The following is a 24,386-nucleotide window of genomic DNA, read 5'->3' on the forward strand; positions in this document are numbered from 1 at the left end:
GCAATGTGGTATTTTACTTGGGTTCTGGGACTCGGTCTCGCGGTTGGCTTCGGCATTTTGAACGGTGTGTGGCACGAATTCCATTCGCCCGCCGACGAGGATGCGTCACTTTAGGAATTCACTGCAGCGCAGTTCGCCGTCCGGGTCTCAACTGTCGTGCGCTGCCAGCCTGTTTTGCTGCAAGACAGCCAGACAAGCGCCGCAATCGCCAGCGTGGCAACCGTCGTGGCGACCGCGGGATCCAGCCCCGCCCGCAGATGGGCGCTTCTAGGCGCCGCCTTGGGCGCGAATTTCCGGAAAAGCCCCGCTGTTCTTCGGTGGGCGTTCGCTCAATTGCTCCAATAGATATAATCCTGCCCCTTGCGCCACGGCGTATTGAGCGGCACGTCGATGCGCACCGGCCCCTCGATCAGGCCCGGCCAGATCGGTTTGGCCATCCCCCGGTTCTGAGCATCGATCATCGCGCGTAGCGCCATGACGCGCTTCGGGTCGCTGGCGGCGAGATCCTCTTTTTCGGTCGGATCGATCGCGAGATTATAGAGGCGTGCCTTTTCGGGCCTTTTGGTCACCTGCAATTTCCAGTCGCCCGCGCGCACCGCGCGGTAATCGCCCGAGCGCCAGAACATCGCCGGTCGTCGCGCCGGACTGGCGAGGATGTTTTCGCTGTCGATTATCCGATCGCCCGGTATTTTTGCCCCGGCCACGCCCGCGATCGTCGAGAAAATGTCGAGATGGCCGGTCATATCAGCGCGCTGTGTCCCCGGCGTAATCCCGCCCGGCCAGCGCATGAACAGGGGGGTGCGGATGCCGCCTTCAAAGAAGGTCGCCTTCCAGCCGCGGAAGGGCGCGTTCAGATTCTCGATGCCATTGTACCAGGCGCCACCATTGTCGCTGGTGAAGATGACGAGGGTATTGTCATCTATCCCCTGCTGTTTGAGCTTTGCCATCACATCGCCGATGCGGCGATCGAGCTGCGCGATCATGGCGCCATAAACGCGCGTCTTGTGATCCTTGATCTGCGGCAGTCGATCGTAATCCGCCTTGGTCGCTTGCAGCGGCGTGTGCGGCGCGTTGAACGCCAGGTACATGAAGAATGGCCGGTTGCGATTGGCCGCGATCGCCTTGATCGCCTCTTCGGCGAAATAGTCGGTCATATGGCCGCGCGGATGGAAACGCTGGCTGCCGTTGAAAGTCACCGCATGGCGCAAATTGGCCCACAGGAAGCGATCGATCGGATCCCATGGCAGTTTCGCGTTGACCGCGCCCGGATCGTTGTCGCGCATGAACATCGCACCGCCGGCCAGGATAGCGAGGCTTTCGTCGAAACCCTGCGCATGCGGTCGCAACGCGGGCGCTTCGCCCAGATGCCATTTGCCGATGTGCAGCGTGTGATACCCCGCCGACTTGACCGCCTCCGCGATCGTCACCTCGCTCGCGGGGACACCCATCTCGGGATAGTCGGGGATGTCGGGGGTGATCAGGTCCTTGTGGAAGATCGCTTTCAGCGGCCCCACGCCATCGCCGTGCGCCAGGTTTTCGGCGAACTGGACTGGCACGGCGGTAAACTCAAACCCGAAACGCGTGGGATATCGCCCTGTCATCATCGCCGCGCGCGAGGGGGAGCAGGTCGCATTCGCGGCATAAGCGGTGGTGAAGTTCACCCCCTCGCGCGCCAGCGCGTCGATGTTCGGGGTCTGGACGATGCCGCCTCCGACGCCGCCGCCGTTCAGGCTGATGTCGTTATAGCCCAGATCGTCGGCGACGATCAGGATGATATTGGGCGGGCGTTTTCCTTCGGGCGCTTTCGCCGGTCCCTGCTGCCAAGCAACCGCGCGGTTAGGCTGCACCGGATCGCGCCAGTCCTGAAGGATGCCCGGCAAGCGGTATTTGTTCGCCTCGAACGCCCAATATCCCCCCGCGCCCATCGCCGCGACGAAACCCAATGCGATCCATCTTTTTTTCATTATGACCCCCACCCTATCCGAATGTCAGCACGGCAAGATGCGTGAGTGCCGCCAGCAAACCGAGCAGCAAACCCGCTGTGACCCGCGGGCTCGCGTAAAAGGCGATCTGTCTCTGGGTCGGGAACGAAAAGGTCGTCGCAATCCCCAGCAGCTTCGCCGGATGCGCCGCGCGAAACGCTGGATCGCTTGCCATGCGGATCAGGTCACGGCGGCTGCGGTACCGCATCGTGCCGACCAGTGACCAGCCCGGATCGTCGGGGGTATTCCAGGCGTCGATATAGCCGCCCACCTTGCGCCCGACGAACAGCGGATGCCCGCCGCGCGCGATAAGTCCGCGCACAAAGGGATCGGAATAGCGCCGCAGCCATTCGCTGCCCTCGCGCGTCTCGCCGCTGGTCGGATCGGTGACCGGTCCGATGCGGGTGCCGACCAAATTGACCATCACGAACTCGCGGCCGTCGTCGGCCTCCAGAAAGGCACGCAGTCGCGCCGCGTCGTTGCCCGTCTCGACCATGCGCGGTCCCAACGTCGACAGAAAGGCATCGATTTCGTCGGGCCGGAGCGGGCGGCGCAAGCCGTCGTAATACAGCAGGAAAGCGAGCCACAGCAGCAAGGCACCGATCCATACAGCGGCAATGATTGCGCCCTGTTCGGTCATCTCGCTTTACCCCCCCATTGCGCCCAATCTTATGACACTATATGTGTCATTTTATTGATCGCGGCGCAAGGCCGATCGCGACCAAAGCATTGACCCCGGCGTCAAGCTGGGCCAGCGGAGAAGCCATGACCAAGGCGGCGAGCAAATCGATTGCGACAACGGCCGAACCCGCACGGGTCGACGGTCGCCGCGAACGCGGCCGGTCGAGCCACAAGCGTATCGTCGAGGCGATGATGGAGTTAATCGTCGGCGGCGACCTCGCGCCGAGCGCGGCACGCGTTGCCGAGGAGGCCGGGATTGGCTTGCGTACAGTCTTTCGTCATTTCGACGACATGGATGCGCTATATGCCGAGATCACCGCGACGATCACCGAACGGGTGATGCCGATCGTCAGCGCGCCCTATCCCGATCAGGACTGGCGCGCCAATGTCCGCGATCTCGTGCGGCGCCGCGTGCGCGTGTTCGAAACCACGCTGCCCTTTCGCCTAGCGGCAAATATCAAGCGGTACCAGTCGCCGTTCCTGATGGGCCAATATGGCAAGGTCGTGATGCTGGAGCGCGAGCTGCTGCTTCGGCTGCTCCCCGGCGCCGTCCTGACCGACCGGATCAATGTCGAGGCGCTGTGCGCCGCGCTGTCATTCCAGAACTGGCGCGCGCTGCGGCATGATCAGGGATTGTCTGCCGAGGAAGCGGGGACGGTGACGCTGCATATGGTCGATACGTTGCTGGCGACGATCGGCGATGCCGATTGAGACCGAGCGGTGCTACCCTGCTGTCGCTGGCGCTGCTCGGCGTGCTGGCCGCGTGCGACAAGCCGGCGGACGGCGCATCCGTCGCATCGGCCGCCGAATGTCCCGCCATGCCCGCGCAGGCCTATGTGTGGATCCCCGGCGCCACCTTTGCGATCGGCGCCGATGCGCAGCTACCTGAGGAAGGGCCGGCGCGTGAGGTTAGCGTGGCGGGCTTCTGGATTGCAACGCACGAAGTCACCAACACCGACTATGCCGCGTTCGTGAAGGCAACCGGATACAAGACGCTCGCCGAGCAAACGCCACCCGCGCTTCCCGGTGCCCCGCCCGAAATGCTGATTCCCGGATCGGCAGTGTTCACCGCGCCGACCGACGGCAATCCCAACTGGTGGCGCTGGGTCGTGGGGGCGCAGTGGCGCAACCCGTCTGGCCCTGCATCGAACATCCAGGGCCGCGAACGCGACCCCGTGGTCCAGATCGGCTATGACGACGCGCTCGCGTACGCCCGATGGGCGGGCAAGGCGCTGCCGAGTGAGGAGCAATGGGAGCTGGCGGCGGCGACCGGCGGTGCCGACCGCCATGTTCCCGTCGATGCCGCGGGCAATCCGCAAGCCAATTATTATCAAGGCGCCTTCCCCGTCCGCGACCTCGGCACCGACGGGTTCACGAGCCGAGCACCCGTCGCTTGCTTTGCCGCGGATAACCACGGCGTCCACGACCTGATCGGCAATGTCTGGGAATGGACGACGAGCAAGGCGGGCGGCGAAAGCAACGTCATCAAGGGCGGCAGCTTCCTGTGCGCCGCCAATTATTGCGCGCGCTATCGCCCCGCGGCGCGGCAATTTCAGGAACGCGCGCTAGGCACCGATCATATCGGCTTTCGCCTGATCGATACGGCGCGCGCGGCGCCGGCGCCGCCAGTTCCAGACAAAGGCTGAGAGCAGCAGCACGAGCCCACCGATCCACAGGCCAAGCCGAATCAACCGCGGCTTGCCCTGATGCTCGAACGCATAACGGTTGATCTGTTCGTCGGCGGTGTAGCCCGCGGGCATGTCGAGCACCCCGTTCGCCTTGGCATAGGCGCGGTAGTCAGCCAGCATCGCCGCGAAGCGTTTGGGCATCGCGGCGGCGAGGTCGCGCGTTTCGCCGGGGTCGGTCTTAAGGTCGAACAGCCGCCATCTGCCGTCGCCCGTCGGCGCCAGATTACGCACCAGCTTGTAATCGCCGCGGAACAGCGCGGCGTTGCCCGACAGTTCATACCCCAGCGGCGTATCGCCATGCACGCTCGCCGACCGGCCGGTTAGCACCGGCACCAAGCTGCGCCCGGTGACCGGTTCAACCGCCTTGCCCTGCCACGCGCCGCCATGGCCGGGAACGCCCGCCAGCTCCGTCAGCGTCGGCACAATGTCGGTCACATGTGCGAGACTGTCACTGATGCCGCCCGAACGCAGCGACGCGTTGCCAGGCCAGGCGATGATCAACGGCACGCGCAGCCCGCCCTCGGTCGCGCTGAATTTATAGCCTGACAGCGGCGACACCGCCGCGCTCGCCCAGGCAGGACCGATCGCGCTGAAACTGCCACGGCGACCAATATTGGTGGTGCTGAGGTCATATTGCGTGCCCAGAAACAACCGATTGCGCAGGCTGTGGAACGGATTGGTCGGTTCCGCGCCGTTGTCGGAAAGGAACACAAAGATGGTGTTGCCATAGTCGCCGGTCGATTTCAGATGCGCGACCAACCGCCCGACCTCGCGGTCCATCGCGGTCGCCATCCCGGCATAGGCCTGCATCACGCGGACCGCGGCGGCGCGTTCGTCGGCTGCGAGTTTGCTCCAGTCGGGCGTGGTCGGCATTGTGACGATCGGCACCCCCGCTGGGACGACGCCGAGCGCGGCGGCACGCTTGGCCCGCGCGGCACGCAGCGCGGTCCAGCCGTCCTTGTACAACGCCGCATAGCGCGCGATGTCGCTGTCGGGCGCCTGCACCGGGATATGATTGGCGAGGAAGTTGATCGACGCGAGGAAGGGTTTGCCGGTCGCGCGGCCCTCCTCAATATAGTCGATCATCTTCTGCACCACGAACCGCGACGAGTAATAATTCTTCGGCAGCGTCGCGGCCTTGCCGTTTTTGGTCCATGCGGCGGTGTCGTACATCCCCTCGATCGGGCGCTGCTCGAAATTGTCGGCGCCGGCATCGGCGAGGCTGTACGCCCGGTCATAGCCGCGCGCGTGCGGCAGGCGTGTCGGGTCACTCCCCAGATGCCATTTTCCGGTAAAATAGGTGCGATAGCCCGCGGCTTTCAGCAACTGCGCGATGGTCACGACGCGGTGGTTCATCACCGTGTCGTACCCGGGCTTGCCGCGATGTTCGTCAGGGATCGTCTCGGGCATGTTGCCCAGCCCGTTGCGATGGTTCATCACCCCGGTCTGGAGCATTGCCCGCGTCGGCGAGCACGACCCCGCAACATGAAAATTGGAAAAGCGCGTCCCCGCATAGGCCAATGCGTCGATGTTCGGCGTCGCAAACTCGGCGCCGAACGATCCGACGTCGCTGAACCCCCAATCGTCGGCGAGCAGGATGACGACATTGGGTTGGCGCGGCGCCGCTGATTTCGGCTGCCCCTGGGCGGAGTTGACGGTCAGCAACGCGCCGCAGGTGATGATGGCAGTACGCCGGAACCGGCCCTTGCGACCCGGCACCTTGGTGGTCCTCACGCGCACTGCCATCGCCCCCTCTCCCACGGGATAGTGGCACTTACTATGCCAATATATCGGCGAGTCAAGTTCGCGAACGACTTACCGCTCGCGATATTCCGGCGCGCGCTTTTCACGGAAGGCGGCGAGGGCTTCGCGATGGTCTTCGGTGGCGGACAGGATCACCTGCTGGCGATCCTCGATCGCCATCGCGGCGTCGAGACTTTGGGCATCAATATTGAGGTTCAGCGCCTGTTTCGACAGCCGCAGCCCGTGCGGGCTGGTCGCCAGCATCTCGTCAGCGAGCGCCAGCCCGCGCATGAGCAGCGCGTCCTCATCGACAATCTCGCTGACCAGCCCGGCGCGCAGCGCGCGTTCGGCGTCGATGAAGCGGCCGGTCAGGATCATCTCTGCCGCAAGGCTGGCACCGACGAGGCGCGGCAGGAAATAGCTCGACGCCATGTCGCACCCGCCAAGCCCGATGCGGATATAGGCGGCGTTCGCCCGGAACGATGGTGCGGCGTAGCGAACGTCCGACGCAAGCAGCAGCGACAGCCCGCCGCCGCACGCCGCGCCGTGACCGAGGGCGACTATCGGCTGCGGGCAGGCGCGCATCTTGCGATAGATATTGCCGATCCGCGTCTGGGTGCGCAGCGTGCGGAGCACCGGCGTTTCGTCGCTCGAGCGGTCCTCCTGAATATCGAGCCCGGCGCAAAAGCCGCGCCCGGCGCCGCGCAGCATCACGACGCGGACCTCGGGGCGATCGGCCAGCCCGCCGAAATAGGCGTTGAGGTCTTCAACCAGCCCTTCGTTAAGCGCGTTAAGCCGTTCGGGCCGATTGAGCGTCGCGATCTCGACCGCGCCGCGCGCCTCGATCGACAGTTCGCTCACAGTGTCTGCCCGTCATCGACGGTAAAGACGCTCCCCGTGATGCCGAGCGCGGCGTCGGAGCAGAGCATCAGCAGCGGGGCATGAAGGTCGGTTGCGGGACGCATGCGCTGGCGCGGAAAGCTCTTCACCATCGCCGCGCCCGAGTCGCTTTGGAACAGTTCGGTGGTCATTTCGGATTCGAAATAGCCGGGCTGGATCACATTGACGCTGATCCCGCGCCGCGCCCATTCGCGCGCAAGCGCCTTGCCGAGATGGCGCACCGCCGCCTTGGTTGCGCCATAGACAGACGTTGCCGGAAAAATCTTCTCTGCGGTAATCGAGCCGATCAGCACGATGCGGCCATGTTGCTTCTCGCGAGCGCCTGCCCTGTCGAGACGCTTGGCGCCCTCATTCGCGGTCAGGAAAACGCCGCGCACATTGGCTGCGAGCAGGAAATCAACGTCATCGACCGACAGGCTCATCGCCATCTTCTCGGTCGCGACGCCGGCATTGGCGATGATCGTGTCAACCGTCCCGAACGCCGCCTCCGCCGCGTCGTAGGCGGCGATGGTCGATGCTTCATCGGTGACGTCCATGCTGACCGCAATCGCCGTGCCGCCCGCCGCCTCGATCGCCGCGACCTGCTCGGCCAGCTTGTCGGCGCGGCGCGCCGCGAGGACGACCTTCGCTCCCGCCGCCGCAAGGGCTTTGGCAAAACCGGCCCCCAGACCCGACGATGCGCCGGTTACCAGCGCCACCCGCCCGGAAAGATCGAACTTCGGTTCTGCTGCCATCACGCTCCCTTTCGCTGCCGCTCCCGCCTTGGCGTTGATTGACGTTTACGTCAACCGACCGCCGCCTATCGGAAATGCGAAGGAATTGGGTTGACGGATCCCATTTGTTCTTGTATTGTTCTTTTTGTCGACACCAAACCTCATCCCCCGTCGCAGTCACCAAGCGTGGCGGACGGGGGATCAAGGTTTCCCATTTTTCAGCCGTTTTTTGGCTTGGGCTTTTGATCGCGCCGCACCAGCCGGCGTATTGGCGCGACGGTCCGCAAAATCGTCGAGATGGATGGCTGGCGTTTGTCCGGCAAGGCAGCCTTCCACCGCGCCGCACGTAGTGTCCGCACACCCCTTGCGCGAAAGACCGTCCATGACCGAGATTATCGAGCCGCGAAGCGGCACGGCCTTCCCCCTGCTCCGCGGCGAGACGCTGCGCGTCATTGATCCCGATGGCGGTCAGGTCAGCGACTTGCTGGCCTTCATGCGTGGCGATGTACGCGAAGTGATCTCCAATGGCCGGACATTTGATTATGAAGAAACGATCCGGCTGACGACCGGCAACCGGCTGTGGTCGAACCGGTCAAACCCGATGCTCGAGATTGTCGAAGACAATGTCGGCACGCATGATTTTCTGTTGACGCCGTGCAGCGAGGCGACCTTTCGTCACTTCTACAAGGACAAGCCCGTCCATCGCGGATGTTTTGGCAATCTGGCCGAGGCGCTGGCATCCTATGGCATTGCCGAGGACGACATTCCCGTCGCGTTCAACATCTTCATGAACGTCCCGGTCGATGATGTCGGCAAGGTCCGGGTGCTGCCGCCGCCAACCGCGCCTGGCGATTTTATCCGCTTGCGCGCGCTCGATGACCTGATCATCGGGCTTACCGCCTGTTCGGCCTATGACAGTTGCGGCGGGACATTCAAACCGATCCACTATCAAATCGAACGCTAGCCGAAGTTTGCGTTGAGCCGCGAAAGCCGCGCATCCTTTACTGTGCGCAGTCGTTTAGGAAGCCCCAACTGAGAGGATCAGTGCTTGAAAATTCCAACCTGTCTGGTCGGGGCGCTACTGCTCGCCGGTTGCAACGCGTCACCCGACAAAAATCCGGACGAAGCCCGCCAAGCTGCGCAAGTGGCGACCAGTGACAATAGCTTGATATTCGCCGATGCCGAAGCGGACGAGCGCCCTTTCACCGAAACCGCCATCGTGCGCGCACAGGTCATCCTCGATCATGTCGGTTTTTCGCCCGGCGTCATCGATGGCAAGGAAGGCGCTTCCTATGCTGCAGCGATGCGCGGTTTTCAGCAGGCTTATGATCTGGAAGTGACCGGCAAGCTCGACGCGGCGACCGCACAGGCATTGCAGCAATGGCGACAGGTGCCTGCGACGCGGGTTATCATCATACCGGCAGGCTTTGCGAAAGGTCCGTTCGTCCCGGCGTTCCCCAAGGACGCTGCCGATCAGGCCAAATTGCCCGCGCTCGGCTATCGCAATCTCACCGAGGCGCTGGCCGAGCGCTTTCACACGACCCCCGAAACGCTTGTCGCGCTGAACAGCGCATCGACGCTGGTCGGTGCCGGCCGCCCCTTCCGCGTCCCCAACATCGCCGACATCGACCGGTCGACGCTGGGCGAAGATTCGCGCGGCTGGAACGGGACGCTCGAACGCCTCGGCGTCGCGCCGAAGCATCCTAGCGCGGCGCGAATCATCGTCGATAAATCCGACGGCGTGCTCAAGGTGTTCGACGCCAATGACAAGCTGATCGCCCAATTCCCCGCCACGATGGGAAGCCGCCGCGATCCGCTGCCGATCGGGACGTGGAAGATTCAGGGCGTCAGCCGCAATCCCGATTTTCACTATAACCCCAAACTCTTCTGGGACGTCAGCGACAGCAAGGAAGCAGCGTTGCTACAGCCCGGACCGAACAGCCCCGTTGGGGTGGCGTGGATCGACATCAACAAGCCGCATTATGGCATTCACGGTACCAGCGAACCGCATACGATCGGCCGAGCCGAAAGCCATGGCTGCGTCCGGCTGACCAACTGGGATGCGGCGCGGCTGGCGCAGATGGTGAAGCCGGGGACGCCGGCCATTTTTCAGAACTGACGGCTGAGGGTTCAGCGCCGGGCCGTTGCTCGCCCTTTCGCTGCCGGTCGCTTCACCGCCAAACGCCGCACATTGGTCGCGACCTGGCGGTGCACCGGCGCGAGACTCGCCGCGCCAAACCTTGCGCTCGCCTCAACCGATTGCAGGATCAGCGTGGCGCTGCGTTCGCCAAGGTCGCCTATCTCGGCCGCCGTCGGCAATCGTCCACGCGTCGCCATGGCGCCGAGGTGCTGGAAATGCTTCAGCCAGGCGGTCTGATTGTCCCACCAGATCGTCGCCGCGGCGGATCCGGCGCGCGCCAGCGTATCGACTTTTTCGGGGATCATCCGGCCAAGCTCGGCATGATCCGCATTCCATGGCGATTGCATCGCCTCACCGATGATCGCACTCCGCACCGCGACGACAGTTTGGGCACCCCCAAAAGTCTCAGCCGCGCGGACGCTCGTGCTGCGCATGGATGCGCTCGCGGCGAGCAAGCGGTTCCACTGTGCGAAGGCGTCAATCATCCGCCGCCTCCTGCTCGCGCTCGGTGGTCGCGGCGGCGGCGATCAGGCTCTGCCCGGTCCCCGCAGCGGCATGACGCGTCATCGTCGTTGCCACGCCGTCCGGTCCGTCGAGGAAAACGAGCTCGCCTTCGGCCGTCGCGATCCCCGGCTGCGTTTCGGGTTGGAGCTGGTCGGTCGAACCTCTCATCTTTTTGGCCTTTGCACGGAGGGGAGCTGGCTATCATCGGCTATGTAGAGATAGGCAGGGTTGAATTGCGCGCGCGCCGCAAGCCCGGCCGGGTCAAGGATTTCAACTAGCGACGAGCGGAACAGGCAAAGCTGCTCCTCGCGCAACTGGCGCATCACGCGGTTCACATGGACCGTTGTCAGCCCGCAGATTTCGCCAACATCGGCCTGCGTTAGCGCGAGCGCAAAGCGGCGCCCGTCGCTGAGGCCCGCTGAAAAGAGCCGGGCGTTGGTCTCGCACAGGAAATGCGCGACGCGCCCCGTTGCATCGAGGCGGCCAAGGCGAAACAGCCACGCGCGGTGGATCGCCGCGTCGAGCAAGGTCGCAAACCATAGTTTGCGGATGAGCTGCGGCATTTCCGCCGCGATCGCTTCAATCGCGGCATGCGGGACGGTCGCGACCGTCGCGGTCGTCAGCGTCGCAACGTCATGATCGAGCAGCTTGAGCGGAAAGGCGTGGAGATCGAGAAAGTCGCCCGGAAAATGAATGGCGACCAACTGACGAAGCCCGTTCCGGTCGTCGAGATAGCGCGACATGATGCCTTCGAGCAACAACGTGCTGGTGTTCAGCGGTGCGCCGGCGCGGGCGATGATCTTACGCGGCCCAAAGGTTTTCACTTCGCTGATTGCAGCCTCGATCCGCGCACGCTCGTTCGCGTCAAGGCTCGCGCCGCGTTTGTCTCTCAAAAAACGTTCAGTAAACATGTTGGACGATCCTTGCGACCGGGTTCACGATGGATCAGCGATCACCCGGGCCAGGGTCGTAACGAGTGACTCTGCCTGGTGTTGCATGGCAGAGGCGGTTAAACGCATAATGCAAATTCGGATCTGTCCTGACCCATACGCCGTTGGGCATTTCCGCAGCGATCAGCGACGAAGCGGCGCTTTCTCGGCCAGATCATTGCGAATGGTCGTCGCGGCGACCCCGCCCCCACCCATCGCATGGCTGATCTGGTCGAGCCCGAGCACGACATCCCCCGCGGCATAGAGGCCGGGGACGTTGGTGCGCTGGTGCGTATCTACCTTCAGGCAGCCCGCTTCGGACATCGCCGCGCCCAGCGGTGCGGCAAGCTCGGAACAGACGACCGAGCCCAAGGCCGGATAGAGGCTATCGAAAGAAAGCTGGTCGCCATTGACCTGAAGCACGATGGCGTCGTCTGCCAGCGTGATCCTCCTGCAGCTGCCGACCACCTTGATACCCGCGTCGCGTAATCGCCCATAATGGCCATGATCCAGTTCATGACCACCTTCCGGCGCGATCAGCGTGATGTCGGCGGTGAAGCCGCGCAGGAACAGCGCTTCATCGCAGCCCCGCTCGCCAGTGCCGAGCACCGCGATCCGGCGGTCGGTCACCTCATATCCGTCGCAAATCGGGCAATAGCGCAGCCGACCATCGCTCAGCGCCTCTTGATGCGCAGCCTCATCCAGCATCGCGGGACGCCGGTTGACCACGCCGGTGCCGAGCAGGACGGCGCGCGCAGCAAACACGGCGCCATCCATCAGAGCGATGAACCCTTCGCCGTCACGCTCAATGCTTTCGATACAGCCTTCACGCAGATCGGCATCATAAAGCCGCGCCTGCTCGCGCATTCGCGCCAGCAAGTCGTTGCCCGATATGCCGTGGGGAAAACCGGCCTGATTGCGGGTTAGCGGGATCAGGCTGGCGCGGCTTTGGCCGGCGTCCACAACCGCGACCCGCAAGTGAAAGCGCGCCAGATAGATTGCGGCGGTCAATCCCGCCGGCCCACCGCCGATGATGAGGCAATCCAGCGAAGATTGCGCGGAGCGAGGCGCGTTTATCGCCCGGCCTCTGCGATACGCGTCAGCGATGGCGCTCCCGAACGGGCACCCGCCACGTTTTCGGTCGCGCTGTTGCTCCGCAAATCCGGAAACATCACCTGCCCCATCCCTTCCGGCGCGAAGGCACCGCTTCGTCCGCTGAACGGACAGGCCCAATCGGACCCGACTGCACGTCCCGAATATTGCCGCGCTTCGGAAACGCTGCCGTGCCGCGCCAGCATCGGGTTGGCGTCACCAGCCAGCGCCACATCGCGCGCAATGATCGTACTGCGCATCTTGTCATACACCCCGCTCGCCCGCAACTGGACGAACTGGTCGTGCAGATTGAAGATCAGCGCCGGACGTTCGAAGCGCCTTGCCGGCCGGCTGGCCTGCGGATGCAGGCCAACGACGAAAAAGGCCTCGCCGCCAAAGCTCAACGAAAAATGGGGGTCACCCGGATCGGCACTGACCCGTGGATCCGCGCGCTGACCGTGAAAATCATCCTTGTCGGTCAGCGATTCCAGCCTCGCCCATAGGAAGCGCTCGAACGTCTCTTCATCGAGCGCGTGGTCGGTTTCGAACAGCACCGCGAGCGAATGGAACAGCGTCGGTTCGCGCGCATAGCTGGAAGCCAGATCGAGCAGATTGGGATAGATGCGCAAATCGTCCCACGCCGAACGCATGTCGCGGCCAACGACAATCCGCATCTGTTCCTTCGCGAGCGCCGACTTCGCACCGACGCAGGGAAAGGCCGGATCGCGAATGAACGCCTGAAAGCGTTGGGCCAACGGGTGGCTCGAATCATCGACGGGATAAAGCATGGGCAAATAACCGCTGGGGGAGCGTCCGGTTGCGCCCGATTAACTTGGATTGCATCGATTTGTCCGAGCCGATCTGGTGTCCGCGTACCAAACGGCCAAAGTTGATGGAGGTTAACGCGAATGCCGAGGTGGCCGGGCAACTTTCACAAGTCGGCCCCGTTGATCGTGCGAAAAGGAACGATGTCATGACCAACCCAACACCCTCGACCGCCACCAAAGGCAAAACCGGATATTTCGGTAAGTTCGTCGGCGCAGCCGTCCTTGGCGGCCTGTTCTGGTTCACCCGCGGCCGCAAGCCCGGGGCATCGACCCTGGATCCGCATGCCGCGGCTTTCGCCAACGGCGAAACCGACGCGGAGAATTTCGACCAGACGCGCTCGGCCGGTCCCGCTGCGATGCGCGATGCACCCCGCCGCGACTGGGACCGCGTCGATGAAGCCGCCGATGAATCCTTCCCCGCCAGCGACCCGCCGGTTTACTGACGCGTCCGTCGGTGCCGGCTGGTGCCGCTAGCGGCGAAGGCGCGCGCTCTGGCAGTTAATCGCATGAAGCGTCTGCAACGCGTCGGCGGTCGCCTGCCACAGGGCCGCCTGCGCCGCATCGCCCTCGGCGGCCGCCTGCACCGCTTCGGCGCGCGCATGGGCCTCGGCTGCCTCACCATGTTCGCCATGCGCGGCAAGTACCGTCTCCCATATCAGCGCGTTGTCCATCGTCATTGGCAGCCCCTTGCGAGGACGCATATTATCGCAAACGGTCCTGCCTCCGGCGCGAAATCGACTTGATCCATGTTAACCAGAGCGCATTTCGGCGTGCCAATTTTGCTGAAATGGACAGCTGCCTTGCTGGGTTTTGCAACCGCCGCAGCCAGCGCGCGTTACAGTTTTTTGACGACTTCAATGCCATCCCGCCGCGGCGCATTCCTTGTCTGCTGCATGCGCCCCACAATCAGGACCAATTAGTTGGAACTGCTCGACCCCGACTTATTGTGGCCGATCATCGGCGCGATTGTGGCCAGCGCCATTATCGGCGCGGAACGCGAATATCGCGCCAGCCCGGCCGGGCTGCGCACCCATATCTTGGTCGGCTTGTCGTGCTGCCTGTTGATGCTGTCGGCAGTTCATCAGATGGAGTGGCTGAACGATGCACCGGTCGAGGTGGTCCGCATCGATCCGGTGCGCATGGCGCATGGTATTTTGACCGGCATCGGGTTTCTGTGCGGCGGGGTGATCTTTCGCGAAGGTTTTAACGTCCGCGGGCTGACCACCGCCGCTTCGCTGTGGATGACGGCAACGTTGGGGATTCTGTTCGGCATCGGCTTTTACGAACTGGCGATCTTTGCGGCGACCGCGACGGTTCTGGTGCTGGCCGCCGTCACGATCACCGATCGGCGCGCGCCGCAACAGCGCGTCGTGCATCTGAAGGCCCGTTATCGCCGGTCAAAGGCCATTGCACTGAGCGAGTTCGGCACGCTGCTCGCCGACCATAAGCTCAGATCCATCACCATCGACCAGTCGATGAACGATGATGTTGTGGAATATGGCGCCATCGCGCAGGGCTACAGCGAGGGCCGCGCCGAGCAACTGGCAGCCAGCCTGTCGGGTGATCCCAATGTCACCGGCTTCGAAATCCGCCCGCAACAGGCTTGAATGCACGATCAACCCTTCTTCGCATTGAGTAGTTATCATGTCGGCATGGCGCTGATCGGCGCCGGGATTATCGCGGCCTTTTGGCTGCCGCGCTTCCTATCGGGGCGCGAACCGGCGGCGTCAGCGCTGCTCATCCTGTTCGGCATCGCGATCTACTGGATATTGCCCGATGTCGCCAAAGCCCTCGATCCCCGCGCGGCGCCGAAATTCTGGGAGCTGGCGAGCGAGCTTGCGGTGATCGTCGCCTTGTTCGGCACGGGTATCCGCATCGACGACCTATCGAACTATCGCCGCTGGCGTCCGACGATCCGGCTGCTGGCGATTGCCATGCCGCTGACGATCGCCGCGGTGGCGTTCATGGGCCTGACCTTTGCCGGAATGACGCTCGCGGGCGCGATCCTGCTCGGCGCGGTGCTCGCACCCACCGATCCCGTCCTCGCCGGCGAAGTCCAGGTGGGGCCGCCGACCGAAGGCGAGGAGCAGCCGGTGCGGTTTGCGCTCACCACCGAAGCGGGGCTGAACGACGGGCTGGCTTTCCCATTTGTCTATCTTGGTCTGCTCGTGGGAACGACCGGCTTTTCTGCCGCGATGCTGGGCGAATGGCTGCTGTTGGATGTCGTTTATCGCATCCTGGTCGGCTGTATCGGCGGTGCTGTGGTCGGATGGCTGCTCGCGCGCATCCTGTTTGTTATCCCGCGTGGCAATGTCCTTGCCGACACCGCCTCGGGCGTGCTCGCGATTGCCGGGGTGCTGCTCTGCTATGGCGCGACCGAACTGGTCGAAGGCTATGGCTTCATCGCCTGTTTCGTCGCGGGAATCGTGCTGCGCCGGTTCGAGGCCAGCCATGAATTCCACGGCAAGCTCCACAGCTTCAACGAAGCGATCGAGCTCGCGCTCACCGCGCTGCTCCTGATCCTGATCGGCGGCACCTTCCCGCTCTTGTTTGGTGAGCTCGACTGGGCGCATGCGGGCATCGCGATCGGCCTGCTGTTCATCGTGCGCCCGCTCGCCGGTTGGCTCAGCATGGTCGGCACCGACCTGCCGTCGCAGGACCGGCTTGTCGTCGCCTTCTATGGCGTGCGCGGGATCGGATCGATCTACTATCTTGCCTATGCAACCAGCCATCTCGAGCTGGTCAACGAGGGGCAATTATGGGCCACGATCGCACTGACGATCCTGTTGTCGACCGTCGTTCATGGCTTCACGGCGGGGCCGGTCGTCGATTACATCGTTCGGCGCCAGCGCGGCCGGCGCGCCTGACGTTCGCGGCCGGAACAGTGACCCCAAACAGGTCATTCGCCCAGATGGAAACATTTCACCCGGCGGGGGTTCGGTAACTATGCCCCCGACCTTCCATCACAGCGACCCGACCGGGCTCGCGCCGCTTGCTGTCAGCTACGTGCTGCCGATCGCGGCGTCCACCCCGCAGCTCCGCGCGCTCACTGGATATCTCCATCGGATTGGCCGAGCCATCGACGACGTGATCGTCGTCGATGGCTCGGCGCCCGAGATTTTTGCCGCCCACGCACGGGCCTGGCAAGGGTTCGTGCGCCATATGTCTCCGGCGATTCAGACGACCAACGGCAAGGTCGGCGGCGTCATGACCGGCGTGGCGGCTGCGAAGCACGAAGCGGTCATCGTCGCCGACGACGATGTTCGCTATCGACGCGCAGAGCTTGACCGCATGATCGCCGCCCTCGATAAATTCTCCGTCGTCCGACCGCAGAACCTGTTCCGTCCCCTGCCTTGGCACACGCGCTGGGACACCGCGCGCACCCTGCTGAGCCGTCTCGCGGGCGGCGATTGGCCCGGGACGCTTGGGGTACGACGGTCAGTTTTGCTCGATGCGGGCGGCTATTCGGGCGAAATCCTGTTTGAAAATCTCGAACTGGTGCGCACCATCGAAGCGGCGGGCGGGCGTCAGATCGCGCCGCTCGACCTGTTCGTCGAGCGTCGGCCGCCCCCCGCCCGGCATTTCTTGTCGCAGCGGGTTCGCCAAGCCTATGACGAATGGGCGCGACCGGCGCATTTCATCGCCCAGCTCGCGCTGTTGCCGTCGACAATGTTGCTGCTCTGGCTAGGCGGACCAATCGCAGCGATTGCGCTGGCAGTCTGCGCAATCGCCGCCGCCGAAGCGGGTCGTCGCAAAGGCAAGGGCCGCACCGCTTTCCCGGCCACAAGCGCGCTGTGGGCACCGGCTTGGCTCGCCGAGCGCGCGGTGACGTCCTGGCTGGCATTGGGCACGCGCGTGCTGCTTGGCGGGGTCCGCTATCGCACCACGCGACTAGCTCAGGCTGCCACTCCGCTGCCTGTCCTGAAACGACGGGTTCTGGCAGCGCAAAATAAGGCTGCGGCAAAGCAGTCGAAGCAACCCACGCTCCTTTCTCAATATGTCGGCAGCGTCTGCACCGCGACCCCCCAGCCTTTGAGGTCAGCGCCAGCGGCGCGCTTGATCAGTTCGTCGGCATCTTTGATCGACCATGCCCCGCCACCTTTGACATCGGCAAGCGCGTCCCATCCGATCGGCACCGCGACCGGCGCCCCTTCGCGCGCCCGCGCCGAATAGGGCAGGATCGCCGTGCTGCCGCGCTGGTTGCGCAGCCAGTCGATGAAGATTTTGCCTTTGCGCTTCGCCTTGCTCATCGTCGCGACGAACCGGTCGGGCTCGGCCATGCTCAGCGCCTCGGCAAAGCGTTTCGAGAAATCCTTGTGCTTGTCCCAGTTGTGCCCTGGCTCGAGCGGAACGACGACATGCACCCCCTTGCCGCCCGAGAGCATCGCGAAGCTGACAAGGCCGATGTCGGCGAGCTGGCGGCGGATGTCGGCCGCCGCCTTTTTGACGTCGGCGAAATCGAGCCCCTCATCGGGGTCGAGGTCGAATATCATGCGGTCGGGCTGTTCGAGCGTTTCGACATGGCTGCCCCAGCCGTGGAATTCGATTGTCCCCATCTGGACGCAGGCGAGCAGGCCGTCGGCGTCCTCGATATAGAGATAATCCTCGTACCCGCCGTCCTTCTCCTTGATCGGCACGTGGTGGACATGGTCGCCGAAGCTGCCCGAGTCATGTTTCTGGAAAAAGCATTTCTTGCCGCGCCCCTGCGGGCAGCGGACGAGGCTGATCGGGCGGCGCGCGGTATGCAGGAGCATGACGGGTGCGATCGCGGAATAATAGTCGGCTAGATCGCCCTTGGTCGCCTTTGATTCGGGAAAAATGATGCGGTCGCGGCTGCTGATCATCACGTCGCTGGCCGGCGCGGGGACGGGCTGTTTCTGTTCGGGGGTCACGTCCCTCGCCCGCTTGTCCGCGCGTAGGCCAAGGAAGCTGGCGTGGCGCACCGATCCGCTCGCGGTGAATTCGGCGAAGGCGATTTCGGCGACGAGTTCAGGTTTGAGCCAGCGCGCCTTGCGCGCCGACGCCGCAGCGATGTCGAGCGGCGCGGTCTTGCGTTCGAGTTTTGCAAATTTCTTCGCTAGATCGGCCATCGTGCCGATGTCGAAGCCGGTGCCGACATTGCCCTTGTAGACGAGCGCGTCGCCCTCGCGCTGCGCGAGGAGGAGCGAGGCGAAGGGGCGCCCCCTCGCCGACGAGGGGTTCCAGCCGACAAGGATGAACTCCTGTCGCCGCGTGCATTTGACCTTCAGCCAGCTCTTCGAGCGGCGGCCCGAATAAGCAGCTTCGGCGCGCTTTGAGATGATGCCTTCCTGCCCCGCGCTGCACATGGCAGCGAAGAGTTTTTCGCCCGCGCCGATGATATGATCGGCGACCGCGACCGGCGGCTGGGCATGGCGGAGCAGCGCTTCGAGCCGTTCCTTGCGTACGAGATTGCCGAGGTTGGCGAGCGATTTGCCGTCCTGTTCGAGCAGGTCGAAGGCGAAGAAATGGAGCGCGGTCGCTTCGTCCTGCGCGCCGAGGCCGCGCTTCAGCACCGCCTGCAACGACGAGAAGTCGGGATTGCCATCTTTGCCATAGGCAATGATCTCGCCGTCCATCAGGCAGGGCGGCAGGTCGAGCGTCGCGATGTGGCGGACGAGCGGCGCGAACTTGTCGGTCCAGTCGAGACCATTGCGGGTGTATACGCGCACGTCCGATCCCGCTGCGGCGATCTCGGCGCGATAGCCGTCATATTTGATCTCGTGGAACCAACTATTGCCGACGGGTACCGCATCGACGAGCGTGGCGAGCTGGAGCGGGCGGAATTTGGGCGGTTTGCCCTTGGCGGTGGGCTTGACGACCTTTTTATTGTGCGCCGCTGCCTGGCGCATCTTTTTTGCGAAGACGGCGCCCTTGGCGCCTTTGAGCGATTTCTCACCGCCCTCGTCGCCAGCAATTTCGGCCATCGTGCGGCCGGTGAGGACGCTGGTGAGTTCACGGCCGACAAGGTCGTCGCTGCCGCCCACGAAGGCGTCGTCGACCTTGCGCAGCAGCCAGTTTTCGCGCTTTTCTCCCGGGCGCGGCTTCATGCGGACGAGCAGCCATTCGCCCTTCATCCGCTCGCCGTCGAGGGTGAAGTGGAGATGGCCTTTATCGATGTCCTTCGCGCTCTTGCCCGCGATCGGTGCCCAGGTGCCGCGGTCCCACAGCATAACCGTGCCGCCGCCATATTCACCCTTGGGGATGCCGCCTTCGAAATCGGCATAGCTCATCGGGTGGTCTTCGGTGCGCACCGCGAGGCGCTTGTCGGCGGGGTCGGCGCTCGGGCCCTTGGTGACGGCCCAGCTTTTGAGCACACCGTCGACTTCGAGGCGGAAGTCATAATGAAGCCGCGTCGCGTCGTGCTTCTGGACGATGAAGCGGTCGCCGGCTCCTTTTTCGATCTTGCCCGCGGGCTCGCGGGTTAGCTTGAAGTCGCGCTTGGCGTTATATTGCGCGAGCGGGTCGGCGGCGCGGGGCATCTCAGGCGCGCTTGCGGGCAGCGGGCTTTTTGGCGGGCGCCTTCTTCGCGGCGGCGGCCTTCTTTTCGGGTGCCGCATTCTTGCCATCGACCGAGGCTTTGAGCGCCGCCATCAGGTCGATGACGTTCGAACCGCGGCCAGTGTCAGCGGGCTCCTCGACATCCTCGAGCACGCGCTTGCCCTTAGCCTTCGCTTTCTTGGCGATCACGCGCTTCAGCGCGTCGATATAATGGTTATGATAGTCGCTGGCGTCGAATTCGCCGGACTTCTTGCCGATCAGCGTTTCGGCGAGATCGAGCAGATCGGCGTCGGGTTTGTCGTTGCCCACGTCGCGGAAATAATTGGCGGCCTTGTTCACCTCGTCGGCGTAGCGCAGCACTTCGAGGACAAGCCCGCGCCCGCACGGGCGCAGCGCGACGAGTTGTTCCTGCCCGCGGAGCGACAGCTGGCCGAGCCCGACCTTCTTGGTGCGCTTCAGCGCTTCGCGGAGGACGATATAGGCTTCTTCGGCGAGCTCGTCGGCGGGGACGACATAATAGGGCTTGGTATAATATAGGACGTCGATGGCGTCGGTATCGACGAACTGTACGAGCTCCAATGTACGCTTGCTCTCGAGCTTGACCGCCTCGATCTCGTCCTCGTCGAGCAGGACATAATTGCCCTTCGACAGTTCGAAGCCTTTGACGATCTCGTCATGGTCGACCGCGCCGATGCCGGGTACGATTTTTTCATATTTGATCGGCTTGCCGCTCGGTTCGTGGATCTGACGGAAGGTGACCGCGGCGCCCGATTTGGTCGCCGAGTAGATCTCGACCGGGATCGACACCAGCGCGAGCCGGATCTGACCTTTCCAATATGCGCGCGCGGCCATGCTCACCTCCGGTCGGTTCGGCATTTCAATGCGCCAAAAGCTGTCACGTTCCATGGAATGGAGCGCAGGTCGGCGGCGTTGCCAATCTGCCGAAGATTGGCCAATCCAAAGTTCTGCCGCGCTGTCCGGTTTTTATGAATAGTCTCGCCAAGCCGAGGGATTGTAAATCGCGAGCGAAACAGGCGAATTTCCCGTGCTGCCGAATGACCTTTCGGTGGTGTTTCGACAGGTCTTTGGGACACATTCGATCGTGTTGGGTGAGGAGAATACTCATGGCGGCCGCGGGTGTGGTTTCTCGCGGAGGCGTCAGAATGACAGGCCGGAGACCACGGCAAAGACGCCCAAAATTGGGAAGAGACCCTCCAGGTCATACAAAATGACCGAGAACCAGGCGCTGCAAAAATACCATAACGGAAATTTCAGCGCTCAACCGCCGACGATGAAACCGAGCGCTTGGGTTGGGGGGTGAAGATGGTAAGGCGCCGACCGCATTGAATTGGCGAACCATTCCATTTGCCGAAGGCAGCTCGACCACCATGTTTCGGCCTTGTCGATCGGCGGCGGCGAGGAAGGCTCAGCGAGCCAAGAGTCCGCGCGGCGGCGACGGGGCGATGCGCCACCAAACCAAACATTTTTGAAGTTAATCTATTGGCTTTCGGGATGAACTTGGGTGACAGGTAGCAGATTGGAGTGCGAGCGGGGTTGCAACGAACGCGATGGGGCATCGGGCAGAAGCGGACTGGGACGACATTTTCATGCAGGCCGCGCTGCAGCCTGACTTGTGGCTCGGCGCCCTCGACGCGCTCGCCAGCCATACCGGATCAGGGCACGGCCAGTTGATCGGGGTCGGTGGTGCGCGCGAGATCCCCCTTTAACATCGTCACCAACTTCGGCCCCGAACTGATCGAACATTTTGCCGCGAGCGGCTGGGGCTCGGCGAGCCATAATTTCAGGGTCGCCGCATCGACCCGCCATGTCGAGCGCGGCTTTTACGATCCTGTGCTGCACGAAAGCCATTATGACCGCGTCATCCCGCACCTGGCCACGACCGACTATGTCGACTGGTGCGAGGAGATCGGCATCCCCTTTGGCTGTCAGACCAACCTGGTGATCGACAATTTCGGAGTGATCGGCCTCGCCACATTGCGTGATCGCAAGGATGGGAGGACGACCGCCGCGCAGCGCAAGATTTTCGCGAACGGCGCCCGGGCGGCGCGGCGCGCGGTGCGCCTGCAGGAAAAACTGGAGGGTGAGCAGGCCAAACTGCTGGCCGGCGCATTTGACGCAATCCAGGTCAGCGCTTTCATCATCGACGCCCGCGGCCAGTTGCTCGCCCACAGCGTCGGCGGCGAGGCGATGCTGGACGCTGGTGACGTCCGCCTGTCGGGCCAGTCGATCGATGCGGCAGGCGTGCCGTTCACGCTTCGCCAGATGATTCAGGCGCTGACCGCCGATCACGGCCTCGACCATGTACGGACGCAGGTCGCAACTGCGGAAGATCGCCCGCCGCTGATGATCGAGGGTTTTCGCCTGCCCGAGCGCGACTGGTCACTCGGGAAGTTGCCGCATGCCATCCTGATCGCCAATGGCCCCAAGCGCGATCGGGCGGGCGTGGCGCACTATCTGGCTGCGATCTACCGGCTCAGTCCCGCCGAGGCCGACATTGCGGTGCGATTGTTCGAAGGCAAGTCGCGGATCCGGATTGCGGGGGAGCGCGGCGTCACTACCGAAACGCTGCGCGGCCAGATCAAGCAAATCTATCTGAAATGCGCGGTCGATAGCGAAGCCGGATTGATGCGGTTGCTGGCGCCGATCTTAAATTGATCACCCCCCGGCAGGGGGATGTTCGCTCAACTCAGCCGAAATAAAGGTCCATTTGCAAGGACTAAGGGGGGCCATCCCTTCGACTCATCGCGCTGGATAGGCTTTGGGCCACACGTGATGCGTCGAAGGGACCAGGCTCAAGACATTCCTGTCGTTCGACGCGACCCCGAACGGCAGGGCGAGGGTCCTCGCCAGTCAATTGCTGTGTGCGACCTGGAAGAGCTCCGTCGAATTCCGACGGAGCTCTTTTCGCATCAATCACGCGGCGCGCGACCGCAAAAGCAGGACATTGGTTCAGCGACTGGTCGCCGGGACCGCGGCAAGTTCGCCGCGCGCCTGCCGGAACACCTCGATGCTGCCCCAGATGGCGAGCAACGCCATGATCGCGGCGACCACGAGGTCGGGCCAGCTTCGCCCGGTGCCGAACACGCCGAGCGCCGCGCCCATCACCGCGACATTGCCGATCGCGTCGTTCCGCGAGCAGATCCATACCGATCGCATATTCGCGTCGCCGGTGCGATAGCGATAGAGCATCAGCGCGACCGCGACGTTAGCTGCGAGCGCTAGCGCGCCGATCAGCCCCATCGTCTCGGCATGCGGCGCCGCGCCATCGATGAAGCCCCACACCGCCGAACCCAGCACCCAGACGCCAAAGGCCAGCATCGTCACCGCCTTGACCTGTGCGGCGCGGGCGCGCCATGCCAGCGCCATACCAGCGACCCCCAGGCTGATCGCATAGTTGGCGGCATCACCGAGGAAATCGAGCGCGTCGGCCTGGAGCGCGCGCGAATCCGCCGCGACCCCGGCGGCGATCTCGACCCCGAACATCGCGGCGTTGATCAGCAGCGCCGCCCACAGGATTCGTCGCCAGCGTCGGTCGTTCAGCGCAGTTTTGCCGCCGGCACCGGCACAGCAATGATCGGACAAGGTCGAGGCTCCTTTGATCTTCGAGTCGGCACCCTATATGCACCCTGTAGCAACTACAGGGTCAAGACATGAAAATCGGCGAACTGTCGCGGGCGACCGGGACCAATATCGAAACCATCCGCTATTATGAGCGTATCGGGCTCTTGCCCAAGCCGCACCGCACCGTGGCGAACTACCGCAGCTACGGCGATCCGCACCGCGCGCGGCTGACCTTCGTGCGCCATTCGCGTGACCTGGGGTTCACAATTGAGGAAATCCGCTCGCTGCTCGACCTGTCGGACGATCCGGGGCGCGATTGCAGCGAGGCCGACCGCATCGCGAGCCGCCATCTGGCGCAGGTCGAGGACAAGATTGCGCAGCTGACGCTGCTCCGCGACGAGCTGACGCGCATCGTCGGCCGCTGCCGCGGCGGGGTTGCGGCCGAATGCCGGGTGATCGAGGCGCTAGGCGATCATCGGCATTGCGCGAGTGCGCATTAGCCCCGTTGCCGTCCTTGAGAGGAGCGAGGCGACGGTGCAATCGAGCGTAGCGTTAACCGCTCTGGATTGCGTCGCAGCGCTCGCAATGACGAACCTAAAGGTCAAACAACCCATAGCATAGTTGGGAAAGGTGGGACGATTCTGTTGCCCGGCTCGTCCCCAGCCGCTGGTATCCGATTCTGTTGCCCGGTTCGGTCCGAACCGCGTTCTATTTGTCTAACCTTAGGCCGTGAGGCTTATCGGTTAGGCAGCCAGAGCGAGTGCTTCGTTATCGTTAGCACCTATTGGTTTTGAGCCTTGAACGGGTTACTCAGCCCGGGCAAAAACATCGTCTTTGAACACACGTCGATCCTGGTTCGGCCCCGTCAGAAGCCCGCTTTTCCTTGACGGAAGGCGGGATTGTGGTGGAGCCGCCGGGTACTGCCCCCGGGTCCGCTGTGTCTATTTCACGACACCATTTATCACCATAGTCGGCCGAAACCGACCTCAGCTATATAGGGTGCCTGCCCACCGAATGAAAGGGTGCACATACCCTCTCGTTTCCGTGCGCGTCGAGTGAAGTCGAGACGCCGCGAGGTTGAGCACC

At 63.6% G+C, this 24,386-nt stretch carries 25 protein-coding genes, 1 other RNA gene and 1 pseudogene; 12 read left to right on the forward strand and 15 right to left on the reverse strand.

From position 1 onward, the window contains the following. Positions 1–3 precede the first annotated feature (3 nt). Positions 4–114: a cytochrome bd-I oxidase subunit CydX gene (gene cydX / locus IPF76_RS10240; protein WP_293843173.1), complete on the forward strand. Its 111-nt coding sequence runs from the start codon at positions 4–6 to the stop codon at positions 112–114. 215 nt (positions 115–329) lie between these two features. Here the strand turns inward: cydX and IPF76_RS10245 are convergent, their stop codons facing one another. Continuing rightward, a complete protein-coding gene (locus tag IPF76_RS10245) occupies positions 330–1,964 on the reverse strand; it encodes a sulfatase-like hydrolase/transferase (RefSeq protein ID WP_293843175.1) in 1,635 nt (544 codons plus the stop codon). A gap of 13 nt (positions 1,965–1,977) precedes the next feature. Further along, positions 1,978–2,622: a hypothetical protein gene (locus IPF76_RS10250; protein WP_293843177.1), complete on the reverse strand. Its 645-nt coding sequence runs from the start codon at positions 2,620–2,622 to the stop codon at positions 1,978–1,980. A gap of 125 nt (positions 2,623–2,747) precedes the next feature. Here IPF76_RS10250 and IPF76_RS10255 point away from each other — a divergent pair, with 125 nt between their 5' ends. Both IPF76_RS10255 and IPF76_RS10260 read left to right on the forward strand, forming a co-directional pair. Then, the gene (locus tag IPF76_RS10255) at positions 2,748–3,374 is read left to right on the forward strand and encodes a TetR/AcrR family transcriptional regulator (protein ID WP_293843179.1); all 627 of its coding nucleotides are present in this window, start codon (positions 2,748–2,750) and stop codon (positions 3,372–3,374) included. After that, positions 3,371–4,309 carry an SUMF1/EgtB/PvdO family nonheme iron enzyme gene (locus tag IPF76_RS10260; protein WP_293843181.1) on the forward strand — a complete coding sequence of 313 codons (939 nt, stop codon included), beginning with the start codon at positions 3,371–3,373 and terminating at the stop codon, positions 4,307–4,309. Before IPF76_RS10255 ends, IPF76_RS10260 begins: the two co-directional genes overlap by 4 nt. On the opposite strand, the gene IPF76_RS10265 is transcribed toward IPF76_RS10260, so the two are convergent. The 3 genes from IPF76_RS10265 to IPF76_RS10275 all read right to left on the reverse strand — a co-directional run bounded on the left by IPF76_RS10265 (position 4,229) and on the right by IPF76_RS10275 (position 7,728). After that, the gene (locus tag IPF76_RS10265) at positions 4,229–6,085 is read right to left on the reverse strand and encodes an arylsulfatase (RefSeq protein WP_293843183.1); all 1,857 of its coding nucleotides are present in this window, start codon (positions 6,083–6,085) and stop codon (positions 4,229–4,231) included. The two genes, IPF76_RS10260 and IPF76_RS10265, sit on opposite strands and share 81 nt — an antisense overlap. A gap of 81 nt (positions 6,086–6,166) precedes the next feature. Continuing rightward, positions 6,167–6,955 carry an enoyl-CoA hydratase-related protein gene (locus IPF76_RS10270; protein ID WP_293843185.1) on the reverse strand — a complete coding sequence of 263 codons (789 nt, stop codon included), beginning with the start codon at positions 6,953–6,955 and terminating at the stop codon, positions 6,167–6,169. Next, positions 6,952–7,728 (reverse strand): SDR family NAD(P)-dependent oxidoreductase, encoded by a 777-nt coding sequence (locus tag IPF76_RS10275; protein WP_293843187.1) that lies wholly within the window; start codon positions 7,726–7,728, stop codon positions 6,952–6,954. Before IPF76_RS10275 ends, IPF76_RS10270 begins: the two co-directional genes overlap by 4 nt. A 361-nt stretch (positions 7,729–8,089) precedes the next feature. Here IPF76_RS10275 and IPF76_RS10280 point away from each other — a divergent pair, with 361 nt between their 5' ends. Both IPF76_RS10280 and IPF76_RS10285 read left to right on the forward strand, forming a co-directional pair. Then, positions 8,090–8,671, forward strand: a complete 582-nt coding sequence (locus IPF76_RS10280) for an urea carboxylase-associated family protein (RefSeq protein WP_293843189.1) — start codon at positions 8,090–8,092, stop codon at positions 8,669–8,671. 84 nt (positions 8,672–8,755) lie between these two features. Further along, positions 8,756–9,826 carry a L,D-transpeptidase family protein gene (locus IPF76_RS10285; RefSeq protein ID WP_293843191.1) on the forward strand — a complete coding sequence of 357 codons (1,071 nt, stop codon included), beginning with the start codon at positions 8,756–8,758 and terminating at the stop codon, positions 9,824–9,826. An 11-nt stretch (positions 9,827–9,837) separates the two neighbouring features. Here the strand turns inward: IPF76_RS10285 and IPF76_RS10290 are convergent, their stop codons facing one another. The 5 genes from IPF76_RS10290 to gntA all read right to left on the reverse strand — a co-directional run bounded on the left by IPF76_RS10290 (position 9,838) and on the right by gntA (position 13,127). Beyond that, positions 9,838–10,332: a hypothetical protein gene (locus IPF76_RS10290; protein WP_293843193.1), complete on the reverse strand. Its 495-nt coding sequence runs from the start codon at positions 10,330–10,332 to the stop codon at positions 9,838–9,840. After that, positions 10,325–10,519 (reverse strand): hypothetical protein, encoded by a 195-nt coding sequence (locus IPF76_RS10295; protein WP_293843195.1) that lies wholly within the window; start codon positions 10,517–10,519, stop codon positions 10,325–10,327. The genes IPF76_RS10290 and IPF76_RS10295 overlap by 8 nt, the downstream gene beginning before the upstream one ends. Then, positions 10,516–11,262: a Crp/Fnr family transcriptional regulator gene (locus IPF76_RS10300; protein WP_293843197.1), complete on the reverse strand. Its 747-nt coding sequence runs from the start codon at positions 11,260–11,262 to the stop codon at positions 10,516–10,518. Before IPF76_RS10300 ends, IPF76_RS10295 begins: the two co-directional genes overlap by 4 nt. Positions 11,263–11,424: 162 nt before the next feature. Beyond that, positions 11,425–12,327: an NAD(P)/FAD-dependent oxidoreductase gene (locus IPF76_RS10305; RefSeq protein WP_293843823.1), complete on the reverse strand. Its 903-nt coding sequence runs from the start codon at positions 12,325–12,327 to the stop codon at positions 11,425–11,427. A gap of 26 nt (positions 12,328–12,353) precedes the next feature. After that, positions 12,354–13,127 carry a guanitoxin biosynthesis heme-dependent pre-guanitoxin N-hydroxylase GntA gene (gene gntA, locus IPF76_RS10310; protein WP_366499484.1) on the reverse strand — a complete coding sequence of 258 codons (774 nt, stop codon included), beginning with the start codon at positions 13,125–13,127 and terminating at the stop codon, positions 12,354–12,356. A 218-nt stretch (positions 13,128–13,345) separates the two neighbouring features. Between gntA and IPF76_RS10315 the strand changes: the two genes are divergently transcribed. Continuing rightward, the gene (locus IPF76_RS10315; protein WP_293843199.1) at positions 13,346–13,642 is read left to right on the forward strand and encodes a hypothetical protein; all 297 of its coding nucleotides are present in this window, start codon (positions 13,346–13,348) and stop codon (positions 13,640–13,642) included. 27 nt (positions 13,643–13,669) lie between these two features. On the opposite strand, the gene IPF76_RS10320 is transcribed toward IPF76_RS10315, so the two are convergent. After that, positions 13,670–13,876, reverse strand: coding sequence for a hypothetical protein (locus IPF76_RS10320; protein ID WP_293843201.1), 207 nt, complete (start codon positions 13,874–13,876; stop codon positions 13,670–13,672). A gap of 243 nt (positions 13,877–14,119) precedes the next feature. Between IPF76_RS10320 and IPF76_RS10325 the strand changes: the two genes are divergently transcribed. From IPF76_RS10325 to IPF76_RS10335, 3 genes and pseudogenes are all read left to right on the forward strand, one after another. Continuing rightward, the gene (locus tag IPF76_RS10325) at positions 14,120–14,806 is read left to right on the forward strand and encodes an MgtC/SapB family protein (protein WP_293843203.1); all 687 of its coding nucleotides are present in this window, start codon (positions 14,120–14,122) and stop codon (positions 14,804–14,806) included. Beyond that, positions 14,807–16,066 carry a cation:proton antiporter gene (locus IPF76_RS10330; protein WP_293843204.1) on the forward strand — a complete coding sequence of 420 codons (1,260 nt, stop codon included), beginning with the start codon at positions 14,807–14,809 and terminating at the stop codon, positions 16,064–16,066. A gap of 79 nt (positions 16,067–16,145) precedes the next feature. Next, a pseudogene (locus IPF76_RS10335) lies at positions 16,146–16,499 on the forward strand (glycosyltransferase); the annotation flags it as partial. 692 nt (positions 16,500–17,191) lie between these two features. On the opposite strand, the gene ligD reads toward IPF76_RS10335, so the two are convergent. Both ligD and IPF76_RS10345 read right to left on the reverse strand, forming a co-directional pair. Continuing rightward, on the reverse strand, positions 17,192–19,699 hold the full coding sequence (ligD, locus tag IPF76_RS10340; protein WP_293843205.1) for a DNA ligase D: 2,508 nt from the start codon (positions 19,697–19,699) through the stop codon (positions 17,192–17,194). A 1-nt stretch (position 19,700) separates the two neighbouring features. After that, entirely contained in the window at positions 19,701–20,570 is an 870-nt protein-coding gene (locus IPF76_RS10345) for a Ku protein (protein ID WP_293843206.1), read from the reverse strand. Positions 20,571–21,286: 716 nt separating this feature from the next. Here IPF76_RS10345 and IPF76_RS10350 point away from each other — a divergent pair. Both IPF76_RS10350 and IPF76_RS10355 read left to right on the forward strand, forming a co-directional pair. Continuing rightward, positions 21,287–21,445: a hypothetical protein gene (locus IPF76_RS10350; protein WP_293843207.1), complete on the forward strand. Its 159-nt coding sequence runs from the start codon at positions 21,287–21,289 to the stop codon at positions 21,443–21,445. Next, on the forward strand, positions 21,423–22,394 hold the full coding sequence (locus tag IPF76_RS10355) for a helix-turn-helix transcriptional regulator (protein ID WP_293843208.1): 972 nt from the start codon (positions 21,423–21,425) through the stop codon (positions 22,392–22,394). The genes IPF76_RS10350 and IPF76_RS10355 overlap by 23 nt, the downstream gene beginning before the upstream one ends. Before the next feature lie 294 nt (positions 22,395–22,688). On the opposite strand, the gene IPF76_RS10360 is transcribed toward IPF76_RS10355, so the two are convergent. Beyond that, entirely contained in the window at positions 22,689–23,321 is a 633-nt protein-coding gene (locus IPF76_RS10360) for a cation transporter (RefSeq protein WP_293843209.1), read from the reverse strand. A gap of 68 nt (positions 23,322–23,389) precedes the next feature. Here IPF76_RS10360 and IPF76_RS10365 point away from each other — a divergent pair, with 68 nt between their 5' ends. Continuing rightward, complete coding sequence (locus IPF76_RS10365; protein WP_293843210.1) at positions 23,390–23,800, forward strand: helix-turn-helix domain-containing protein; 411 nt, start codon at positions 23,390–23,392, stop codon at positions 23,798–23,800. 168 nt (positions 23,801–23,968) lie between these two features. Here IPF76_RS10365 and ssrA read toward each other — a convergent pair. Continuing rightward, positions 23,969–24,324, reverse strand: a transfer-messenger RNA (tmRNA) gene (gene ssrA, locus IPF76_RS10370). Between the last annotated feature and the right edge of the window lie 62 nt (positions 24,325–24,386).

The organism is Sphingopyxis sp. (genome assembly GCF_016704835.1).
Taxonomy (GTDB): domain Bacteria; phylum Pseudomonadota; class Alphaproteobacteria; order Sphingomonadales; family Sphingomonadaceae; genus Sphingopyxis.

What these genes read in the sequence shown, in the direction of transcription:
- cydX (WP_293843173.1), top strand. Translation starts at nt 4, where the DNA reads ATGTGGTATTTTACTTGGGTTCTGGGACTCGGTCTCGCGGTTGGCTTC.
- IPF76_RS10245 (WP_293843175.1), bottom strand. Translation starts at nt 1,964, where the DNA reads ATGAAAAAAAGATGGATCGCATTGGGTTTCGTCGCGGCGATGGGCGCG.
- IPF76_RS10250 (WP_293843177.1), bottom strand. Translation starts at nt 2,622, where the DNA reads ATGACCGAACAGGGCGCAATCATTGCCGCTGTATGGATCGGTGCCTTG.
- IPF76_RS10255 (WP_293843179.1), top strand. Translation starts at nt 2,748, where the DNA reads ATGACCAAGGCGGCGAGCAAATCGATTGCGACAACGGCCGAACCCGCA.
- IPF76_RS10275 (WP_293843187.1), bottom strand. Translation starts at nt 7,728, where the DNA reads ATGGCAGCAGAACCGAAGTTCGATCTTTCCGGGCGGGTGGCGCTGGTA.
- IPF76_RS10280 (WP_293843189.1), top strand. Translation starts at nt 8,090, where the DNA reads ATGACCGAGATTATCGAGCCGCGAAGCGGCACGGCCTTCCCCCTGCTC.
- IPF76_RS10290 (WP_293843193.1), bottom strand. Translation starts at nt 10,332, where the DNA reads ATGATTGACGCCTTCGCACAGTGGAACCGCTTGCTCGCCGCGAGCGCA.
- IPF76_RS10295 (WP_293843195.1), bottom strand. Translation starts at nt 10,519, where the DNA reads ATGAGAGGTTCGACCGACCAGCTCCAACCCGAAACGCAGCCGGGGATC.
- IPF76_RS10300 (WP_293843197.1), bottom strand. Translation starts at nt 11,262, where the DNA reads ATGTTTACTGAACGTTTTTTGAGAGACAAACGCGGCGCGAGCCTTGAC.
- IPF76_RS10315 (WP_293843199.1), top strand. Translation starts at nt 13,346, where the DNA reads ATGACCAACCCAACACCCTCGACCGCCACCAAAGGCAAAACCGGATAT.
- IPF76_RS10320 (WP_293843201.1), bottom strand. Translation starts at nt 13,876, where the DNA reads ATGACGATGGACAACGCGCTGATATGGGAGACGGTACTTGCCGCGCAT.
- IPF76_RS10330 (WP_293843204.1), top strand. Translation starts at nt 14,807, where the DNA reads ATGCACGATCAACCCTTCTTCGCATTGAGTAGTTATCATGTCGGCATG.
- ligD (WP_293843205.1), bottom strand. Translation starts at nt 19,699, where the DNA reads ATGCCCCGCGCCGCCGACCCGCTCGCGCAATATAACGCCAAGCGCGAC.
- IPF76_RS10345 (WP_293843206.1), bottom strand. Translation starts at nt 20,570, where the DNA reads ATGGCCGCGCGCGCATATTGGAAAGGTCAGATCCGGCTCGCGCTGGTG.
- IPF76_RS10350 (WP_293843207.1), top strand. Translation starts at nt 21,287, where the DNA reads ATGGGGCATCGGGCAGAAGCGGACTGGGACGACATTTTCATGCAGGCC.
- IPF76_RS10365 (WP_293843210.1), top strand. Translation starts at nt 23,390, where the DNA reads ATGAAAATCGGCGAACTGTCGCGGGCGACCGGGACCAATATCGAAACC.